Source organism: Streptomyces sp. WY228 (assembly GCF_019287315.1).
Taxonomy (GTDB): Bacteria; Actinomycetota; Actinomycetes; order Streptomycetales; family Streptomycetaceae; genus Streptomyces; species Streptomyces caviscabies.
Map to the genome: position 1 here is coordinate 309,178 of NZ_CP079114.1, position 14,436 is coordinate 323,613.

At 72.1% G+C, this 14,436-nt stretch carries 11 protein-coding genes; 6 read left to right on the top strand and 5 right to left on the bottom strand.

The window, feature by feature from the left end; genetic code table 11:
* Positions 1-56: 56 nt before the first annotated feature.
* Positions 57-1,778: a hypothetical protein gene (locus tag KV381_RS01345; protein ID WP_218787158.1), complete on the top strand. Its 1,722-nt coding sequence runs from the start codon at positions 57-59 to the stop codon at positions 1,776-1,778.
* A 19-nt stretch (positions 1,779-1,797) separates the two neighbouring features.
* On the opposite strand, the gene KV381_RS01350 is transcribed toward KV381_RS01345, so the two are convergent.
* The 3 genes from KV381_RS01350 to KV381_RS01360 are packed head-to-tail and all read right to left on the bottom strand — an operon-like array spanning position 1,798 to position 4,835.
* Positions 1,798-3,972 (bottom strand): tetratricopeptide repeat protein, encoded by a 2,175-nt coding sequence (locus KV381_RS01350; protein WP_218784277.1) that lies wholly within the window; start codon positions 3,970-3,972, stop codon positions 1,798-1,800.
* Positions 3,969-4,412 carry a hypothetical protein gene (locus tag KV381_RS01355; RefSeq protein WP_218784278.1) on the bottom strand — a complete coding sequence of 148 codons (444 nt, stop codon included), beginning with the start codon at positions 4,410-4,412 and terminating at the stop codon, positions 3,969-3,971. Before KV381_RS01355 ends, KV381_RS01350 begins: the two co-directional genes overlap by 4 nt.
* Before the next feature lie 15 nt (positions 4,413-4,427).
* A complete protein-coding gene (locus KV381_RS01360; RefSeq protein WP_256994999.1) occupies positions 4,428-4,835 on the bottom strand; it encodes a hypothetical protein in 408 nt (135 codons plus the stop codon).
* Between the two features lie 330 nt (positions 4,836-5,165).
* On the opposite strand from KV381_RS01360, the gene KV381_RS01365 reads away from it, so the two are divergent.
* Positions 5,166-6,143, top strand: a complete 978-nt coding sequence (locus tag KV381_RS01365) for a DUF3048 domain-containing protein (RefSeq protein ID WP_030088534.1) — start codon at positions 5,166-5,168, stop codon at positions 6,141-6,143.
* Between the two features lie 69 nt (positions 6,144-6,212).
* Here the strand turns inward: KV381_RS01365 and KV381_RS01370 are convergent, their stop codons facing one another.
* Positions 6,213-7,952, bottom strand: a complete 1,740-nt coding sequence (locus tag KV381_RS01370; RefSeq protein ID WP_218784279.1) for a discoidin domain-containing protein — start codon at positions 7,950-7,952, stop codon at positions 6,213-6,215.
* Between the two features lie 351 nt (positions 7,953-8,303).
* On the opposite strand from KV381_RS01370, the gene KV381_RS01375 reads away from it, so the two are divergent.
* Positions 8,304-10,496: a discoidin domain-containing protein gene (locus KV381_RS01375; RefSeq protein ID WP_218784280.1), complete on the top strand. Its 2,193-nt coding sequence runs from the start codon at positions 8,304-8,306 to the stop codon at positions 10,494-10,496.
* A 181-nt stretch (positions 10,497-10,677) separates the two neighbouring features.
* On the opposite strand, the gene eno is transcribed toward KV381_RS01375, so the two are convergent.
* Positions 10,678-11,979: a phosphopyruvate hydratase gene (gene eno, locus KV381_RS01380; RefSeq protein WP_098025801.1), complete on the bottom strand. Its 1,302-nt coding sequence runs from the start codon at positions 11,977-11,979 to the stop codon at positions 10,678-10,680.
* Positions 11,980-12,180: 201 nt separating this feature from the next.
* Between eno and KV381_RS01385 the strand changes: the two genes are divergently transcribed.
* The 3 genes from KV381_RS01385 to KV381_RS01395 all read left to right on the top strand — a co-directional run bounded on the left by KV381_RS01385 (position 12,181) and on the right by KV381_RS01395 (position 14,417).
* Positions 12,181-12,603: a MarR family winged helix-turn-helix transcriptional regulator gene (locus tag KV381_RS01385; RefSeq protein WP_030082546.1), complete on the top strand. Its 423-nt coding sequence runs from the start codon at positions 12,181-12,183 to the stop codon at positions 12,601-12,603.
* Positions 12,604-12,613: 10 nt separating this feature from the next.
* On the top strand, positions 12,614-13,108 hold the full coding sequence (locus KV381_RS01390) for a MarR family winged helix-turn-helix transcriptional regulator (protein WP_030630395.1): 495 nt from the start codon (positions 12,614-12,616) through the stop codon (positions 13,106-13,108).
* A gap of 199 nt (positions 13,109-13,307) precedes the next feature.
* Positions 13,308-14,417, top strand: a complete 1,110-nt coding sequence (locus KV381_RS01395; protein WP_218784281.1) for an alpha/beta hydrolase-fold protein — start codon at positions 13,308-13,310, stop codon at positions 14,415-14,417.
* Positions 14,418-14,436 lie beyond the last annotated feature (19 nt).

Sequence of the window (14,436 nt, forward strand, 5' to 3'; positions counted from 1 at the left end):
AGCCGCGAGCCGCGAGCCGCGCTGGGGCGGTGTGCCCGTAGCCTTTCGGGGTGGCCATGCACGCTAGCCAGCCCCTCCGCGTCCCCGTCGGCAGCGACGCCGGGCGGTGGAGCACCTTCCACGGTGAGAAGACCCTGGTCGTAGCGGCCCGTACGGTGACCTCGACCGTACGGGTCCTCGAATGTCTGCCCGCCCTTCTGCGCGGGGACGACCGGGTGACCGTGGTCTTCGCCCACGACCCCACTTCGGCCTTCAACGCCGGCGTGCTGGATCTGCTCCACGACGCGGGCTGCCTGGTCATCCCCTGGGAGCAGGTGAGCGACGCCGAGCCCGATCTGATCCTCACCGCCAGCGAGAACGTCGATGTGCCCGAGGGGCATTGCCCGGTCCTCGTGCTGCCGCACGGCATCGGCTTCCAGAAGCAGGTGCCCGACGCCCGCGCACCGGGCGACCGACTGTCGGGGGTCGTGCCGGACAGCCTGCTGGAATCCGGCAGGGCCTGGCTGGCGATCTCCCATCCGCAGCAGGAGGAGCAGCTGCTCTCCTCGTATCCGAAGGCGGCCGGGCGCACGCTGCTCGTGGGCGACCCGTGCTTCGACGAACTGCTGGTCAGCGCGGACCGGGCCGACGCCTTCCGCCGGGCGCTCGGCGTGCCCGGCCGGCACCGGCTGGTGGTGCTCAGCTCCACCTGGGGGCGCACCTCGCTGATCGGGCGGGATCCCGGGCTGGCGGCCCGGGTGCTGGCCGCGCTCCCGTACGACGAGTTCCGGGTGGCGGCGATCGTCCACCCCAACGTCTGGGCGGGACACGGTTCCTGGCAGATCCGCAATGTCCTCAAGCCCGCTCTGGACGCCGGGCTGATGCTGATTCCGCACATCCACGCGTGGCGGTCGGCGCTGGTCGCGGCGGACGTGGTCGTGGGCGACCACGGGTCGGTGACGCTGTACGGTGCGGCGCTCGGCAAACCGGTTCTGCTGGGGGCCTTCGGGAGCGAGGCCGTGCCCGGCACCGCGGTGGCCGCTCTGGGCCGGACCGCACCCCGCCTCGATGCCCACGCCGATATGCAGGGCCAGATCGTCTCCGCCCTGTCCGGGCAGCGGCCCGATCTCTTCGCCACCGTCACCGAGGGCGCCTTCCATCAGCCGGGCCGGGCGCTGCCCCGACTGCGTACCGCCCTCTACGGCCTGCTCGGCCTCCCCGAGCCGGTGTCCACCGTCCCGCCGGAGTGGTTCCTGGCCGAGCCCGTCGCGACCGGCACGAAGGCCACCGCCTGGATGGTCACCACGACCGGGCTGCCGACCGACGGACCGGACGCCATCACCGTACGCAGACAGCCCGCGGCGGTCCGGCAGGAGGCGGACGACCCGGGCGAGGACGAGACGGTCGGGCGTTTTCGTCACCTGGCCTGCGACGAGCGGGAACCGGAGCGGCGTCTGCTGGAGAGCGCCTCGGTGATCCTGTGCGGCGCGCCCGTCCGTTCCGCCGCGGCGGGTGTCCGGTGGATCGGCGCGACCCTGGACCGTCTGCCGGGCTGCCGGCTCGCGGCGGCCTCGCTGGCGGGCGGCGGGGTTCTGGTGGGTCTGCGGGACGGCCGGATCGTGGAGGCCGCCCTGACAGGGCCGACGCGGGACCCCGCACTGCCCGCGTCGGCCGTCTACGCGCTGCTGCGCGCCGCCGCTCCGCTGGACGACACCATGGTGACCGTACGGGTCGGCGCGCGGGCCGAGGATGTGGCGCTCCGGCTGCGCGCACACCGGCCGGGCGGCTCGTCCGGCTGAGCGAGCACGATTGCCCGCGTCACCGCGCCGTCGGTTCTCCTCCTGCCAGCCTCGTCCGCAGCTCCTCCGCGAGGGGGCTGCCACCGGCCTCGTAGATCTCCAGGGCACGTTCCAGATGGGCGCGTACCTGGTGGGGATCGCCCTGCGAGCTTTCCTGGATGTCGGCGAGCGCGACGAGCGCCTGCGCCACGTAGTGGGTCGCCTTCTTCTTCTCCAGGATCTCGATCGCCTCGCTCAGCGCCCGCACCGCCGCATCGGTCTCGTCGAGGCGGCCGTGAGCGATGCCGATGGCCACCTGCGCCCGCGCCGCCATCCGCGGGTCGTTGCGCGCGACGAACTCGTCGTGCGCGCCGCGCAGGGTGTGCAGGGCCTCGCGGTGGGCCTCGGCCGCGTCCTGGGCACAGCCGAGGAAGTAGGACGCTATGGCGGCGCCGCGGCCCTCGTGCGCGGCCGTGTTGAGGTCGATGGCCTTGCGGTAGGCCTCCATGGCCCGGACCGGGTCGGTGCGGTCCCAGTACCGTCCGGAGAACTCCTGGACGGAGGCACGGACGACCAGATGGTCCGACACCTCGGCGCAGGCCTCGGCGGCGTCCAGTTCGCGGCGCGCCGCCTCGTACTCGCCCAGGTCCATCAGCGGACGCGACAGCAGGCTGCGCAGTCGCGCCTCGGCGGCCGGGACCATCGCCTCGGCGGCGGCTGCCGCGCCGAGTTCGAGCGATTCCCGCCAGTCGCCGAGGTGCCGGTGGTGGAAGAACAGGACCGTGAACGCCTCGGCGAGCTGCCAGACCTCGGTGTGCAGCGTCTCCTCGCGCGCGGCGGCCCGCAGGACGCCGAGGATGTTGCGGTGTTCGGCCTCCAGCCAGGCCAGCGGCTTCGGTCCGCCCTCGGCTCCGAAGGGGTCGGGGACGTCGGCGAGCAGCCGCGTGAGATCGGCGATCCGCAGCCGGTCCAGCAGGACGGCTCGGTCGGCGAGCGCGGTCAGGGCCAGGTAGTGCAGCGTCACCCGCCCCACGAGAGCGGTCCGTTCGGCCGGCCCCTCCTCCTCCGTCGCACGTTCGCGGGCGTGCAGCCGTACGAGATCGTGGAAGCGGAAACGCCCGTCCGGCGTCTCCTCCAGCAGGCTGGCACGGGTCAGCGCGTCCAGCGCGTCCGCGGTACGTCCCGGGTCCAGGTCCGCCGCCACCGCGGCGACTCCGGCGTCGAAAGTGGCCCCCGGGTGCCAGCCCATCAGGCGGTAGAGCCTGGCGGTCTCCGGGTCGAGTTCACGGTAGGCGAGATCGAACGCGGCGGCCACGGACCGCTCCTTTCCCAGGGACATTCCTGCCAGTCGGCTTGGTTCGTCGGCGAGTTCCGCAGCGAGCGTCGCCAGGGTGAGGCGTGTCTCGGTCGCCAGCCGGGCGGCGGCCACGTGCAGGGCCACCGGCAGACCGCCGCAGAGGCGCACCACCTCGTCCGCCGCGTGCGGGTCCGCCGCGACGGTCCCGGCCCCGCAGCGGTCGGCGAGCACCTTCAGGCCGTTCTCGCGGTCGAGCGGCTCCACCGGCATCATCCGCGCGCCGTCCAGGGCGAGTTCCCCCAGTCGCGATCCACTCGCCACGAGCAGCACGCTGCCCCTGCCCTTCGGCAGGAGCGCGACCGCGTGGGAGGGGTCGGTGATGTTGTCCAGGAAGACCAGCAGTCGTTTGCCCGCCGTCCTGGTCCGCAGGAGCCTGGTGCGGTCCGCCAGCGCGGCGGGGATGTACGCGGCGTCGACCCCCAGGGACTTCAGGCAGCACCATGCGGCCTCCGAGACGTCGGCGCCCGCTGTGCCACCCCGCAGGGTCGCGAAGTCCACATAGATCTGCCCGTCGGGGAACCACTCGCTCCCCCGTTCCGCCCAGCGGGACACCAACGTGGTCTTGCCGACGCCAGGCAGCCCGTACAGCGCCCCGAAGCCGACGCTCGCGCCGTCGAGGTCGCGGCCGAACCAGCCGTCGAGCAGATTCAGCATCCGCTCCCGGTTGCGGAACCGTACGGTCAAGGGAGGGATCTCGTCGGGGGCGGCCCACTCCCCGGCAGCCGCGGCCGGCTGCACCTGGAAGGTGATGCCGCCGTGGATCGTGGCGGCCTGCACCACCGGGCCGTGGCTCGTGCCGGAGAAGTCGTTCCGCGAGTGGGCGTGCTGCGGCACGTCGCCGGAACTCGGGGTTGTCACGCGTTGCCCGGCCCCCGCCGGGACGTGGGGGTTACGCCGTCGTTGACCCACTGAGCCATGATCACCGGGGCGTTGTAGTAGCCGCCGTGGATCGTGTTGTGGTTGATCGCCACAGTGGGGCCGGCATCATGCTGGGGCGCCAGGTCGTCGAGGATGGCCCGCAGCTCCTGCTCGGCCTCGGGGTTGTCGCGCAGCGCCCGGCGGATCCTGATCCGCCACTCGGCCGCGACGTCCGCCGCGCCGTCCTCGTCGCCGTTCCGCCGTGCGGCGATCAATTCTTCGCGGGACTCCTCCAGCTCGGCGTCGATCGTCTCGTCGTCCTCGCCCCGGCCCAGGAACCGGGCCACGCGCCCGCGCACCTGCGTCCAGGCCTCGGTCGCCATCAGCCCCACGAACGTCGTCGCACCCGATGCCGCCAGTGCCGTCAACTCGGCTTCCACCGAACCCCCTCCGCCTCACCTGTCGCAGCGTACGGGCACGTGAACCGTCGCTGATGCAACCGTAGAGAGCGAACAGCGCCTTCGGAAGCGGAATCGGGTGCGCGGCGCAGAGCAGTTCCAGCCATGTCCGGCCCCCGGTGTCGGGGCGAGCGCGCCGTGGAGGAAGACCTCGGCCAGCCCGCTCCCGGTGAGGCGTGCCGGGTCGCCGGGGTGCGGGCGGGTGAACAGCAGGCCCAGGAAGAGCGCGGCGGCCTGTTCCACGGGGAGCCGGAAGGATGCGGCGTCGGGTGCCAGGAGCTCGGCGACCGCGCTCCGGATCGCGGCCATCGACTCCTCACGCCCCATGCCGCGGGCCTGTGCGCCCGCCGGCGCGTCGCGGCGGCGGTGGCCGGAGGTGTGGAGCGATCCCGCGATGGCGCCCATCCGGTCCGGGTCCGCCTCCAGGGCGTCGGCGGCCTCGGCCAGGCAGGGGAATGGCCGCCTCGACGATCATTTCGCGGCGCCGATCGGGGCTCATGCCCGCCGCACGGCGACGGGTCGTCGGCTTCTCGGTCATGGCGGGAACCGTACGGAGTGCGTGCTCACTCCGTACGGTTCCGGAGCCGTTCGAGGCCGATTTCGGTGCCGTTCCTGGGCAGAGGCTTCCGTCCGGCGCAACCACCGGCGCGCCGGACGCGTGATGATGGATGAGGGGCCGCGACACGGCGGAGCTCCGCCACCACCGCCGGCCGACGCCCCGGAAGGGCGGTCGCCATGTCCGCAGCCGGAGTCAGGACCTCGGTCGCAGCGCTGTTCACCGCGCTCCTGCTGGCCGTGACCGCCGCGTGCACGGGCGGGGACGGTTCGTCGCCGTCGCCCAGCAGCAGTTCCCCGTCCGGTGCGGGCAGGACCGCCGACGTACTCGCCGTGAAGATCGACAATGTGGCGCCCGCACGCCCCCACACCGGCCTGGAGCGGGCCGACATCGTCTACGTCGAGCAGGTGGAAGCCGGTCTCAGCCGGATCCTCGCCGTCTACTCCTCCGATCTGCCACCGGTCGTCGGCCCGGTGCGCAGCGCACGGGAGACCGATCTGGAGCTGCTGCGGCAGTTCGACCGGCCGACGCTGGCCTTCTCCGGGGCGCAGAGCAGGCTGTTGCCGGTCATCGACCGCGCGCCGCTGGAGGCCGTGCCGCCCTCGAAGGCGCCGGGGGCGTACTTCCGCGGCCAGGACCGGCCCGCACCGCACAATCTCTATCTGCGGCCGGAGCGGATTCCGTTCACCGCCTCCGGTGTGGACGCCGTCGAGGAGCTGGGGCTGAAGAAGGGCCCGCCGCCGCCCGGTGGCGAACCGGAGGACAGCCGGACGGTCCGCTATCCGTCCGCGTCCGTGACCTTCACCTGGTCCGCCGAACGCGACCGCTGGCTGGTCGCCCTGGACGGCTCCCCTGCCCGTACCGCGGACGGCGAGCGGATCGGGGCCGGGACGGTCGTCGTCCAGGACGTGACCGTCCGCCCGTCGGACTTCAGCGACCGGTCCGGGAACGTCACCCCCTTCACCGAGACCGTGGGGTCGGGCAGCGCGGTCGTCCTGCGCGACGGCCGGACGTACGAGGCACGGTGGTCGCGGAGCGCGGCCGACGCGGACACGGTGTACACCGGCGCCGACGGGCGGCGGGTCGATCTCGCCGACGGGCCGCTCTGGATTCTGTACGCGCCTCGCGGGGGCGCCGAGTCCGGGACAGGCGGCTGAAGCCGGGGCGGGCGGCCGGGCGGCGGCGGGTCCTGCCGCCGCCGCCCGGCCGCCCCGGTGCGCGGTCTGCTACTGCCAGACCTTGACGTAGTCGATGCTCAGCTTCTGCGGGAAGCGGGTGGTGGCGTCCGGCGGTCCGGGCCAGTCACCGCCGACCGCGTTGTTGAGGATGAGGAAGAAGTCGTGGTCGAACACCCAGGGACCGCGGGTGCCCTCCAGCTCCTCCTTGTCGACCGTGTGCGTCACCTGGCCGTCGACCCGGAACGTCATGCCCTTGCTGTCCCAGTCCACGGCGAAGGTGTGGAAGTCGTCGGCGAAGTCCGCGCCCCCGGGCAGGGAGTACGGGGCTCCGTAGCCGGCCGCGCCGTTGTACGCGGGCGCGTGGAGGGTGGAGTAGGTGGTGCTCGGCTCCTTGCCTACGTGCTCCACGATGTCGATCTCGCCGGTGTAGGGCCACGGGCGGCCCTGGTCGAAGTAGTCCGCGCCCAGCATCCAGAACGCGGGCCAGAGCCCTTGCGTGCCGGAGACCTTGATGCGCGCCTCGACCCGGCCGTAGGTGAACTGGAACTTCCCGTAGGTGTTGAGCCGCGCCGAGGTGTACTGGCATGTGGTGCTGCCGCTCAGCGGGTCGGGCGGGCAGGCGGAACCCGGGGTCTCCTCGCGGCGGGCCTCCAGGACGAGACTGCCGTTGCCGTCCTGGGCGGCGTTCTTGTTGTTCGTGTAGTACTCCAGCTCGTTGTTGGGGCCGGTGCCCGTCTCCGGGACCCACTTGGCGGGGTCGGGCGCGGCGCCCGCGGGACCGTTGAACTCGTCGCTGAAGACCAGCCGGTCGTACGTGGGGTCGGCCGGCAGCGGCGGTGCGGGGTTCGGGGCTCCGCCGGTGCCCCAGACCTGGAACTCCCAGAGCGAGTAGCCGTACGCGCCGCTGCGCTGGGTGGCGTACAGGCGTACGTGCCGGCCGGCGCCGCTGACGTCCAGCGTCTCCTTGAACCCGGTGCCGGTGGTGGTGGAGTGGATCGTCGTCCAGTCGGTCCCGTTGTCGGAGACCTCGATCCGGTAGGCCCTGGCGTGGGCCGGGTCCCACTGGAGGACGACCCGGTGGATCTCGGCGCGGGCGCCGAGGTCGACCGCGATCCAGCCCTGGTCGGTCCAGCCGCCCTCGGGGCTGGTGGCCCAGCGGCTGGCCGGGTCACGGTCGAAGGCCTTGTCCGGCGAGCACTCCCAGCAGGTGCCGTCGTGCTGGGAGGTCGAGGCGGAGCCGGCCTTGCCGTAGGAGAGCAGGACGTCGTCGTCGCCGGGGGCGGTGCCACCGTCGGTGGTGGAGTAGACCTGGAACTCGTGGAGTGAGTAGCCCCAGGCGGTGGCGCGCTCGGTGCCGTACATCCGGATGTAGCGGCCGGTTCCGGAGACCGTCAGGGTCTCGACGCCCCCGGAGCCGGTCGTGGTGGAGTGGATCGTCGTCCAGTCGGTTCCGTCGGCGGAGACCTCCAGCCGGTAGCCCTTGGCGTACGCGGCCTCCCAGTCGAGGACGACCTGCCCGATCGATGTGCTCGCGCCCAGGTCGATGCGGATCCACTCGTCGTCGGTGAAGGCGCTGGACCAGCGGGTGGCCCGGTCGCCGTCCACGGCCGACGCGGCGGTGAAGGGCGCCTCGGTGCTGGAGGCGGTCGCCGGCTTTCCCTGGGAGACGAGAACGGCCGCGGCGGCGGCGCGTTCCGGGGAGACGGCCACCGAGAGGGTGAACAGGAGGGCCACGGCGGCCATGACCGCCAGGGCACCGCGCAACCGTGGTGTTCCACGGGCTTCCATGCGAACTCCTTGCTCTGTGAGGGGGTGGGGCCGAGAGAGCGCTCCCCCGCAGTGGGGAGACTGGCGGGAGCGGAGTGAACCGTCAAGAGTCGCGGCCGAGTTGATTCAAGAGACCATCACTGCCAGGGCCCGACTTGTCGTTCTGATGCCTGGTCAACTGCCTCTGCCCTTTCAGGAGATGAAACATCGGACGGTCCGGCCGACAAGCCGCGGCCTTTCTGTGCACAACTCTTGACGTGACGGAAACACGGGAGAATCATTCGGCTACCGAGAGAGCGCTCTCTCCCCCTGTGGGAGCACGAGTCCGCACCCGTTCCACCCCCGCCCACCTGACCTTTCAGGAGATCAGACATGTCCGTTGCCCTCGTCAGACCCTCGCGGCCCCCGATGGCCGCATCCCGCCGATGGCGCACCCTCGCCCTCGCCCTCGTCACCACGCTGGTCGCGGCGCTCCTCGCGACCGTGCAGGCGGCTCCGGCGCAGGCCGCTCCCGTCCTGCTCTCCCAGGGCGCCGCGGTGACCGCGTCGAGCGAGGAGAACGGCGGCACGGCCGCGGGGAACGCCGTCGACGGGGACGGCGGGACACGCTGGTCCAGCGCGTTCGCCGATCCCCAGTGGATACGGATCGACCTCGGCTCCCCGGCCGCGCTCAGCCGGGTCGAACTCTCCTGGGAGGCCGCGCACGCGAAGAGCTACCGCATCGAGATCTCGGCCGACGGCAGCAACTGGACGACCGCCTACAGCACCACCACTTCGGCGGGCGGCAACGAGACCGTGAACGTCTCCGGCGACGCGCGCCACGTGCGTCTGACCGGCACCGAGCGTGCCACCGGATACGGCTACTCGCTCTGGGAGTTCAAGGTCTTCGGCACCCGTGACGGCGGCGGCGGTCCGGAGATCCCGGGCGGCGGCGACCTCGGCCCCAACGTCCACGTCTTCGACCCGTCCACGCCCGACATCCAGGGCAAGGTCGACGCGATCTTCGAGCAGCAGGAGGAGGCCCAGTTCGGCAACGGCCGGCACGCGCTCCTCTTCAAGCCGGGCACGTACAACAATCTCAACGCGCAGATCGGCTTCTACACGCAGATCGCCGGTCTCGGCCTCAACCCGAACGACACCACGTTCAACGGTGATGTGACGGTCGACGCGGGCTGGTTCGACGGGAACGCGACGCAGAACTTCTGGCGTTCGGCGGAGAACCTGACCCTCAACCCGGTCAACGGCACCAACCGCTGGGCCGTTTCCCAGGCCGCGCCCTTCCGCCGGATGCACGTCAAGGGCGGGTTGAACCTCGCGCCCGACGGATACGGCTGGGCCAGCGGCGGCTACATCGCCGACTCCAAGATCGACGGCACGGTCGGACCGTACTCCCAGCAGCAGTGGTACACCCGCGACAGCTCCGTGGGCGGCTGGACCAACGCCGTGTGGAACATGACGTTCTCCGGCGTCCAGGGCGCGCCGGCGGCGAGCTACCCGGACCCGCCGTACACCACGCTGGACACCACCCCGATCTCGCGCGAGAAGCCGTTCCTCTACCTCGACGGCAACGAGTACAAGGTCTTCGTCCCCGCCAAGCGCGTCAACGCGCGCGGCGTCTCATGGGACGGCGGAGCCCAGCAGGGCGAGTCCATCCCGCTGAACCGCTTCTACGTCGTCAAGCAGGGCGCCACGGCCGCGACGATCAACGCCGCGCTCGCACAGGGGCTGAACCTGCTCTTCACGCCCGGCGTCTACCACATCGACCAGACCATCAACGTCAACCGGGCCGACACGGTCGTCCTGGGCCTCGGTCTGGCCACGATCATCCCGGACAACGGCGTGACGGCGATGAAGGTCGCCGACGTCGACGGGGTGAAGCTGGCGGGCTTCCTCATCGACGCCGGCCCCGTCAACTCGCCGACCCTGCTGGAGGTCGGCCCGCAGGGCGCGTCCGCCGATCACTCGGCGAACCCGACGTCGCTGCAGGACGTGTTCGTGCGGATCGGCGGGGCGGGCCCCGGCAAGGCGACCACCAGCATCGTCGTCAACAGCGACGACACGATCATCGACCACACCTGGGTGTGGCGTGCGGACCACGGTGAGGGCTGGGGCTGGGAGACCAACCGGGCCGATTACGGTGTCCGCGTCAACGGTGACGACGTGCTGGCGACCGGGCTGTTCGTGGAGCACTTCAACAAGTACGACGTGGAGTGGTACGGCGAGCGCGGCCGCACGATCTTCTTCCAGAACGAGAAGGCCTACGACGCGCCCAACCAGGCCGCCATCCAGAACGGCGACACGAAGGGCTACGCCGCCTACCGGGTCGACGACTCGGTCGAACAGCACGAGGGCTGGGGCATGGGCAGCTACTGCTACTACAACGTCGACCCGACCATCATCCAGGGCCACGGCTTCAAGGCCCCGGTCAAGCCCGGCGTGAAGTTCCACAACCTGCTCGTCGTCTCGCTCGGCGGCAACGGCCAGTACGAGCACGTCATCAACAACACCGGCTCCCCCACCTCGGGAACATCGACGATCCCTTCGACCGTCGTCAACTTCCCCTGACCCGGGTCTCTTTCGGCCCGGACCCGGTGACCCGGGAGCGGTGAGCCGGTCCGGTGTCCGGCGGCCCGGACCGGCCTCGCCGCGAACGGAGGGCGGCCTCCGATGGACGTAACTGTCCACCGGAGGCCGCCCGTTCGCGTGCCGGCGCGGACCGGCCGAGAACCCTGCGGCCCGTTCCTCCTCAGGAGCGGGACAGCAGCGACCCGCCCGCGTACTGCGCAGACTCACCCAACTCCTCCTCGATCCGGATCAGTTGGTTGTATTTCGCCGTGCGGTCGGAGCGGGACAGCGAGCCGGTCTTGATCTGGCCGCAGCCCGTCGCCACCGCCAGGTCCGCGATCGTGGTGTCCTCCGTCTCTCCGGAGCGGTGGGACATCACGGCGCTCCAGCCCGCACGGCGTGCGGTGGCGACGGTGGCGAGGGCTTCGGTCAGGGTGCCGATCTGGTTGACCTTCACCAGGACCGAGTTGCCGACGCCGGTACGGATGCCTTCGCGCACCTGGGCCTCGTCGGTGCAGAACACGTCGTCGCCGGTGAGCTGGCAGCGGTGGCCGACCCGGGTGGTCAGCTCGCGCCAGCCGTCCATGTCGTCCTCGGCCATCGGGTCCTCGATGGAGACGATCGGGTACGCGTCGATCAGCTTGGCCAGGTACTCGACCTGTTCGGAGGGGCTGCGGCGCACGCCCTCTCCCGCGTACACGTAGGCGCCGTCGCGGAAGAACTCCGAGGACGCGGGGTCCATGATCAGGCCGATGTCCGCGCCGGGACGGTATCCGGTGCGTTCGACGGCGCTCATGACGAAGTCGAGCGCCTCCTCGGCGGTGCGCAGCGCGGGCGCGAAGCCTCCTTCGTCGCCGACACCGGTGGAGTGCCCGGCGGCGAGCAGGTCGCGCCGCAGGGTGTGGAAGATCTCGGAGCCCATGCGTACGGCTTCCGCGAAGGTCTCCGCCCCGACCGGCGCGATCATGAACTCCTGGAAGTCCAGCGGATTGTCGGCGTGCGCCCCGCCGTTGATGATGTTCATCATCGGCAGCGGGAGCAGGCGGGCGTCGGCGCCTCCGAGGTAGCGGTAGAGCGGCTGGCGGTGGGCCGCGGCGGCCGCCTTCGCGGCGGCGAGGGAGACCCCGAGGATCGCGTTCGCGCCGAGCCGGGACTTGCCGGGCGTGCCGTCGAGCGCGACAAGCGCGGCGTCCAGGCCGGCCTGGTCGTCCGCGTCGCGGCCCACGACCGCGGCCGCGATCTCCCCGTTGACATGGGCGACCGCGCGGTCGACCCCCTTGCCGTGCCACTGCCCGGCATCGCCGTCGCGCAGTTCCAGGGCCTCCCGGGCGCCGGTGGAGGCGCCGGACGGGACCGCGGCGCGGCCGAGGGACCCGTCGGCGAGGCGGACGTCGGCCTCGACGGTGGGGTTGCCACGGCTGTCGATGATCCGGCGGGCGGTGACGGACTGGATTGCGGTGGGCTCAGCTGCCTGGTGGGCCATGCGAGGTCCTTCCGGTAGTCACGTGCCGCGGCGATCTTGCGACAGCGCCGGCGCGGGCCGCGACGGCATAACTCTACAGCAATGCTGTTCAGATTGACTGTTTAGCTTTGCTGTTCAGTTTCGCTGTCCACTTGTCCCGTCCACGACCACTGCACGGGCGACCTGCGCAGACGCGTCGGCGACCGCGGGTTAAAGTGCCCTATGCCCACCCCGGAACCCGCCACCGTCGCCGCCGATCTGCGCACCGCCATGGGCAAACTCGCGCGGCGCGTGAAGCAGGAGGACCGGATCCCGCACGGCCAGGTCGCCGTTCTGGGCGTGCTCGACCGGGACGGGGCCATGACCACCAGCGACCTCGCGGCGGACCAGCGCGTACGCCCCCAGTCGATGGCCCGCGCGGTCGGGCTCCTCATGGACCAGGGCCTCATCGTCCGCCGTGCGCACCCGACGGACGGCCGCAAGTCCCTCGTCGACCTCTCCGAGGTGGGGCGGGCGGCGCTGGAGGCGGAGCGCGACCGCCGGGCCGACTGGCTCGCCCGGGCCATCGACCTCGAACTCAGCGCGGAGGAGCAGGAGATGCTCGCGCGCGGCGTCGCTTTGATGGAGCGGCTCGCCGGGCACTAGCTTCGGGATCATGAACCCGCCGACCGACACCCGCACGGACCAGGCTCCGGCCGATCCGGGCGCCACCGACGACCAGCTCGCCACCCAGCCGATCGGCTACTGGAGCGGACGCGTCCACACCGCCGTCACCGAGCGGCTGCGCGACGCGATGGCCGGGATCGACGTCACGCAGCCCCAGTACTGGGTGGTGAACTGCGTGCACGGCGGGCCGGACGCACCCAGCCGCGAGGAGGTCGTCAGCCGGCTGACGCCGCTCGCGGACGGGCCGCACGAGATCGCGCGCGTCGTCGACCAGCTGACCCACCGAGGCTGGTTGCGGACCGACGCCGGGCAGCGCCTGCACCTCACCGATGCCGGGGAGGCGGCGAGAGTACGGGTGCGCGCGCTGGCGACCGAGGTGCGCGCTGTGGTGCACGAGGGCATCAGCGACGCCGAGTACGTGGCCGCGCTCAAGGTGTTGCGCAGAATGGCCGCGAACGTCGAGGGCGGCTCCGCGCGGGGGTGACCACCGGGCATCGTGGCGGTGCCCGCGAGGGCGTCGCGTCATAAACCACGAGGGCGTCGCGTCGGTGACCGCCGGCGGATCGCCAACACCCCTTCGGAGCCGCTGGGTTAGGCTGCCCTAATATTTCGGGCCCGGCCTCTTCCACCTCCTCCCGCAAGGAGATATTCATGCGTCCGGTGATCGAACGGGTACGCCGCTCATGACCGCTCCCCGCCCCGGCCCCGTGGCCGACCCCGAGAGCCCCTTCGCCGCCTTCGGTCTGTCGGGCCGCCCCGGCACCGAGGCGTTCTGGGCGAAGGCGCGTACACCCGCGTCGGTTCCCGTCGACGGCGGCTGGCTGACCCTCTTCCTGTGGCGCGGCTCCGGGGCCGTGCTCGACTTCGAGAGCTGGTCGCCGCCCGTCCCGCTGCGCCGCTGGGAGGACACGGACTGCTGGTACGCCGAGGTGCCCATGCCCGTGCGGCTGCGGGTGACCTACCGCGTCCTCGTGGGGGACGCGGCGCATGCCGATCCGTTCAACCCGGCCGGTGCGGGCGCCGACCGTTCCCTCGCCGCGACGCCGGACGCCCCGCCGCAGCCGTACTGGCCGGATCTCGCCGCGGACGATGTGCCGCCCCTCCCCCGCACCCGGATCCGCTGGAGCAGCGACCGGCTCGGCGGGCGGCGCACCGTGCGGGTCCACCCGGTGGCGGGTGGCGGTCCGGTGGTGCTGCTGCTGGACGGGGACGACTGGCTGTATCTGCACCCGGCCGTGGCCGCCTTCGACGCGGCCGCCGCGGCGGGTGCGATGTCTCCGGTGACGCTCGTGTTCGTCCCGGCGAAGGACCGGGAGGCGGAGTTCGCCTGCCGCCCCGGACTGTGGGAGGCGGTCCGCGACGAGCTGCTGCCGTTGGTGGCCGACTGCGGCGTGCCGGCGGACCTGGACCGGATGGTGGTGGCCGGGCAGAGCCTGGGCGGGCTGAGCGCGCTCTACGCGGCGCTGGAGTTCCCGGAGCTGGTCTCCCGTATCGCCTGCCAGTCGGGCTCCTTCTGGTGGGCGCCCGGAGCCGTGGACCTGCCGGATCCGCTGGGCGGGGCGGTCGGCGGCGCGATCGCCGAGCGGCTGCGCCGGGGCGCCGATCTGTCGCGGCTGCGGTGCGCGTTCGACGTGGGAGAACACGAGACGCGGATGCTGCCCCACTGCGAGCTGGCCGAGTCGCTCACCGAGCGGGCCGGTGCGACCGTGCGGGTCTCACGGTCCGCCTCGGACCACGACCGGGCGGGCTGGCGGCACGCCCTGGTCAGGGATGTCGCCTGGGCGCTCGGCTGATCCTCCGGCGGGGGCGGGC

Coding starts and splice junctions, on each gene's coding strand:
- eno (WP_098025801.1), bottom strand. CDS start 11,979: ATGGCCCACCAGGCAGCTGAGCCCACCGCAATCCAGTCCGTCACCGCC.
- KV381_RS01360 (WP_256994999.1), bottom strand. CDS start 4,835: ATGGGCGCCATCGCGGGATCGCTCCACACCTCCGGCCACCGCCGCCGC.
- KV381_RS01395 (WP_218784281.1), top strand. CDS start 13,308: ATGACCGCTCCCCGCCCCGGCCCCGTGGCCGACCCCGAGAGCCCCTTC.
- KV381_RS01345 (WP_218787158.1), top strand. CDS start 57: ATGCACGCTAGCCAGCCCCTCCGCGTCCCCGTCGGCAGCGACGCCGGG.
- KV381_RS01375 (WP_218784280.1), top strand. CDS start 8,304: ATGTCCGTTGCCCTCGTCAGACCCTCGCGGCCCCCGATGGCCGCATCC.
- KV381_RS01385 (WP_030082546.1), top strand. CDS start 12,181: ATGCCCACCCCGGAACCCGCCACCGTCGCCGCCGATCTGCGCACCGCC.
- KV381_RS01370 (WP_218784279.1), bottom strand. CDS start 7,952: ATGGAAGCCCGTGGAACACCACGGTTGCGCGGTGCCCTGGCGGTCATG.
- KV381_RS01365 (WP_030088534.1), top strand. CDS start 5,166: ATGTCCGCAGCCGGAGTCAGGACCTCGGTCGCAGCGCTGTTCACCGCG.
- KV381_RS01390 (WP_030630395.1), top strand. CDS start 12,614: ATGAACCCGCCGACCGACACCCGCACGGACCAGGCTCCGGCCGATCCG.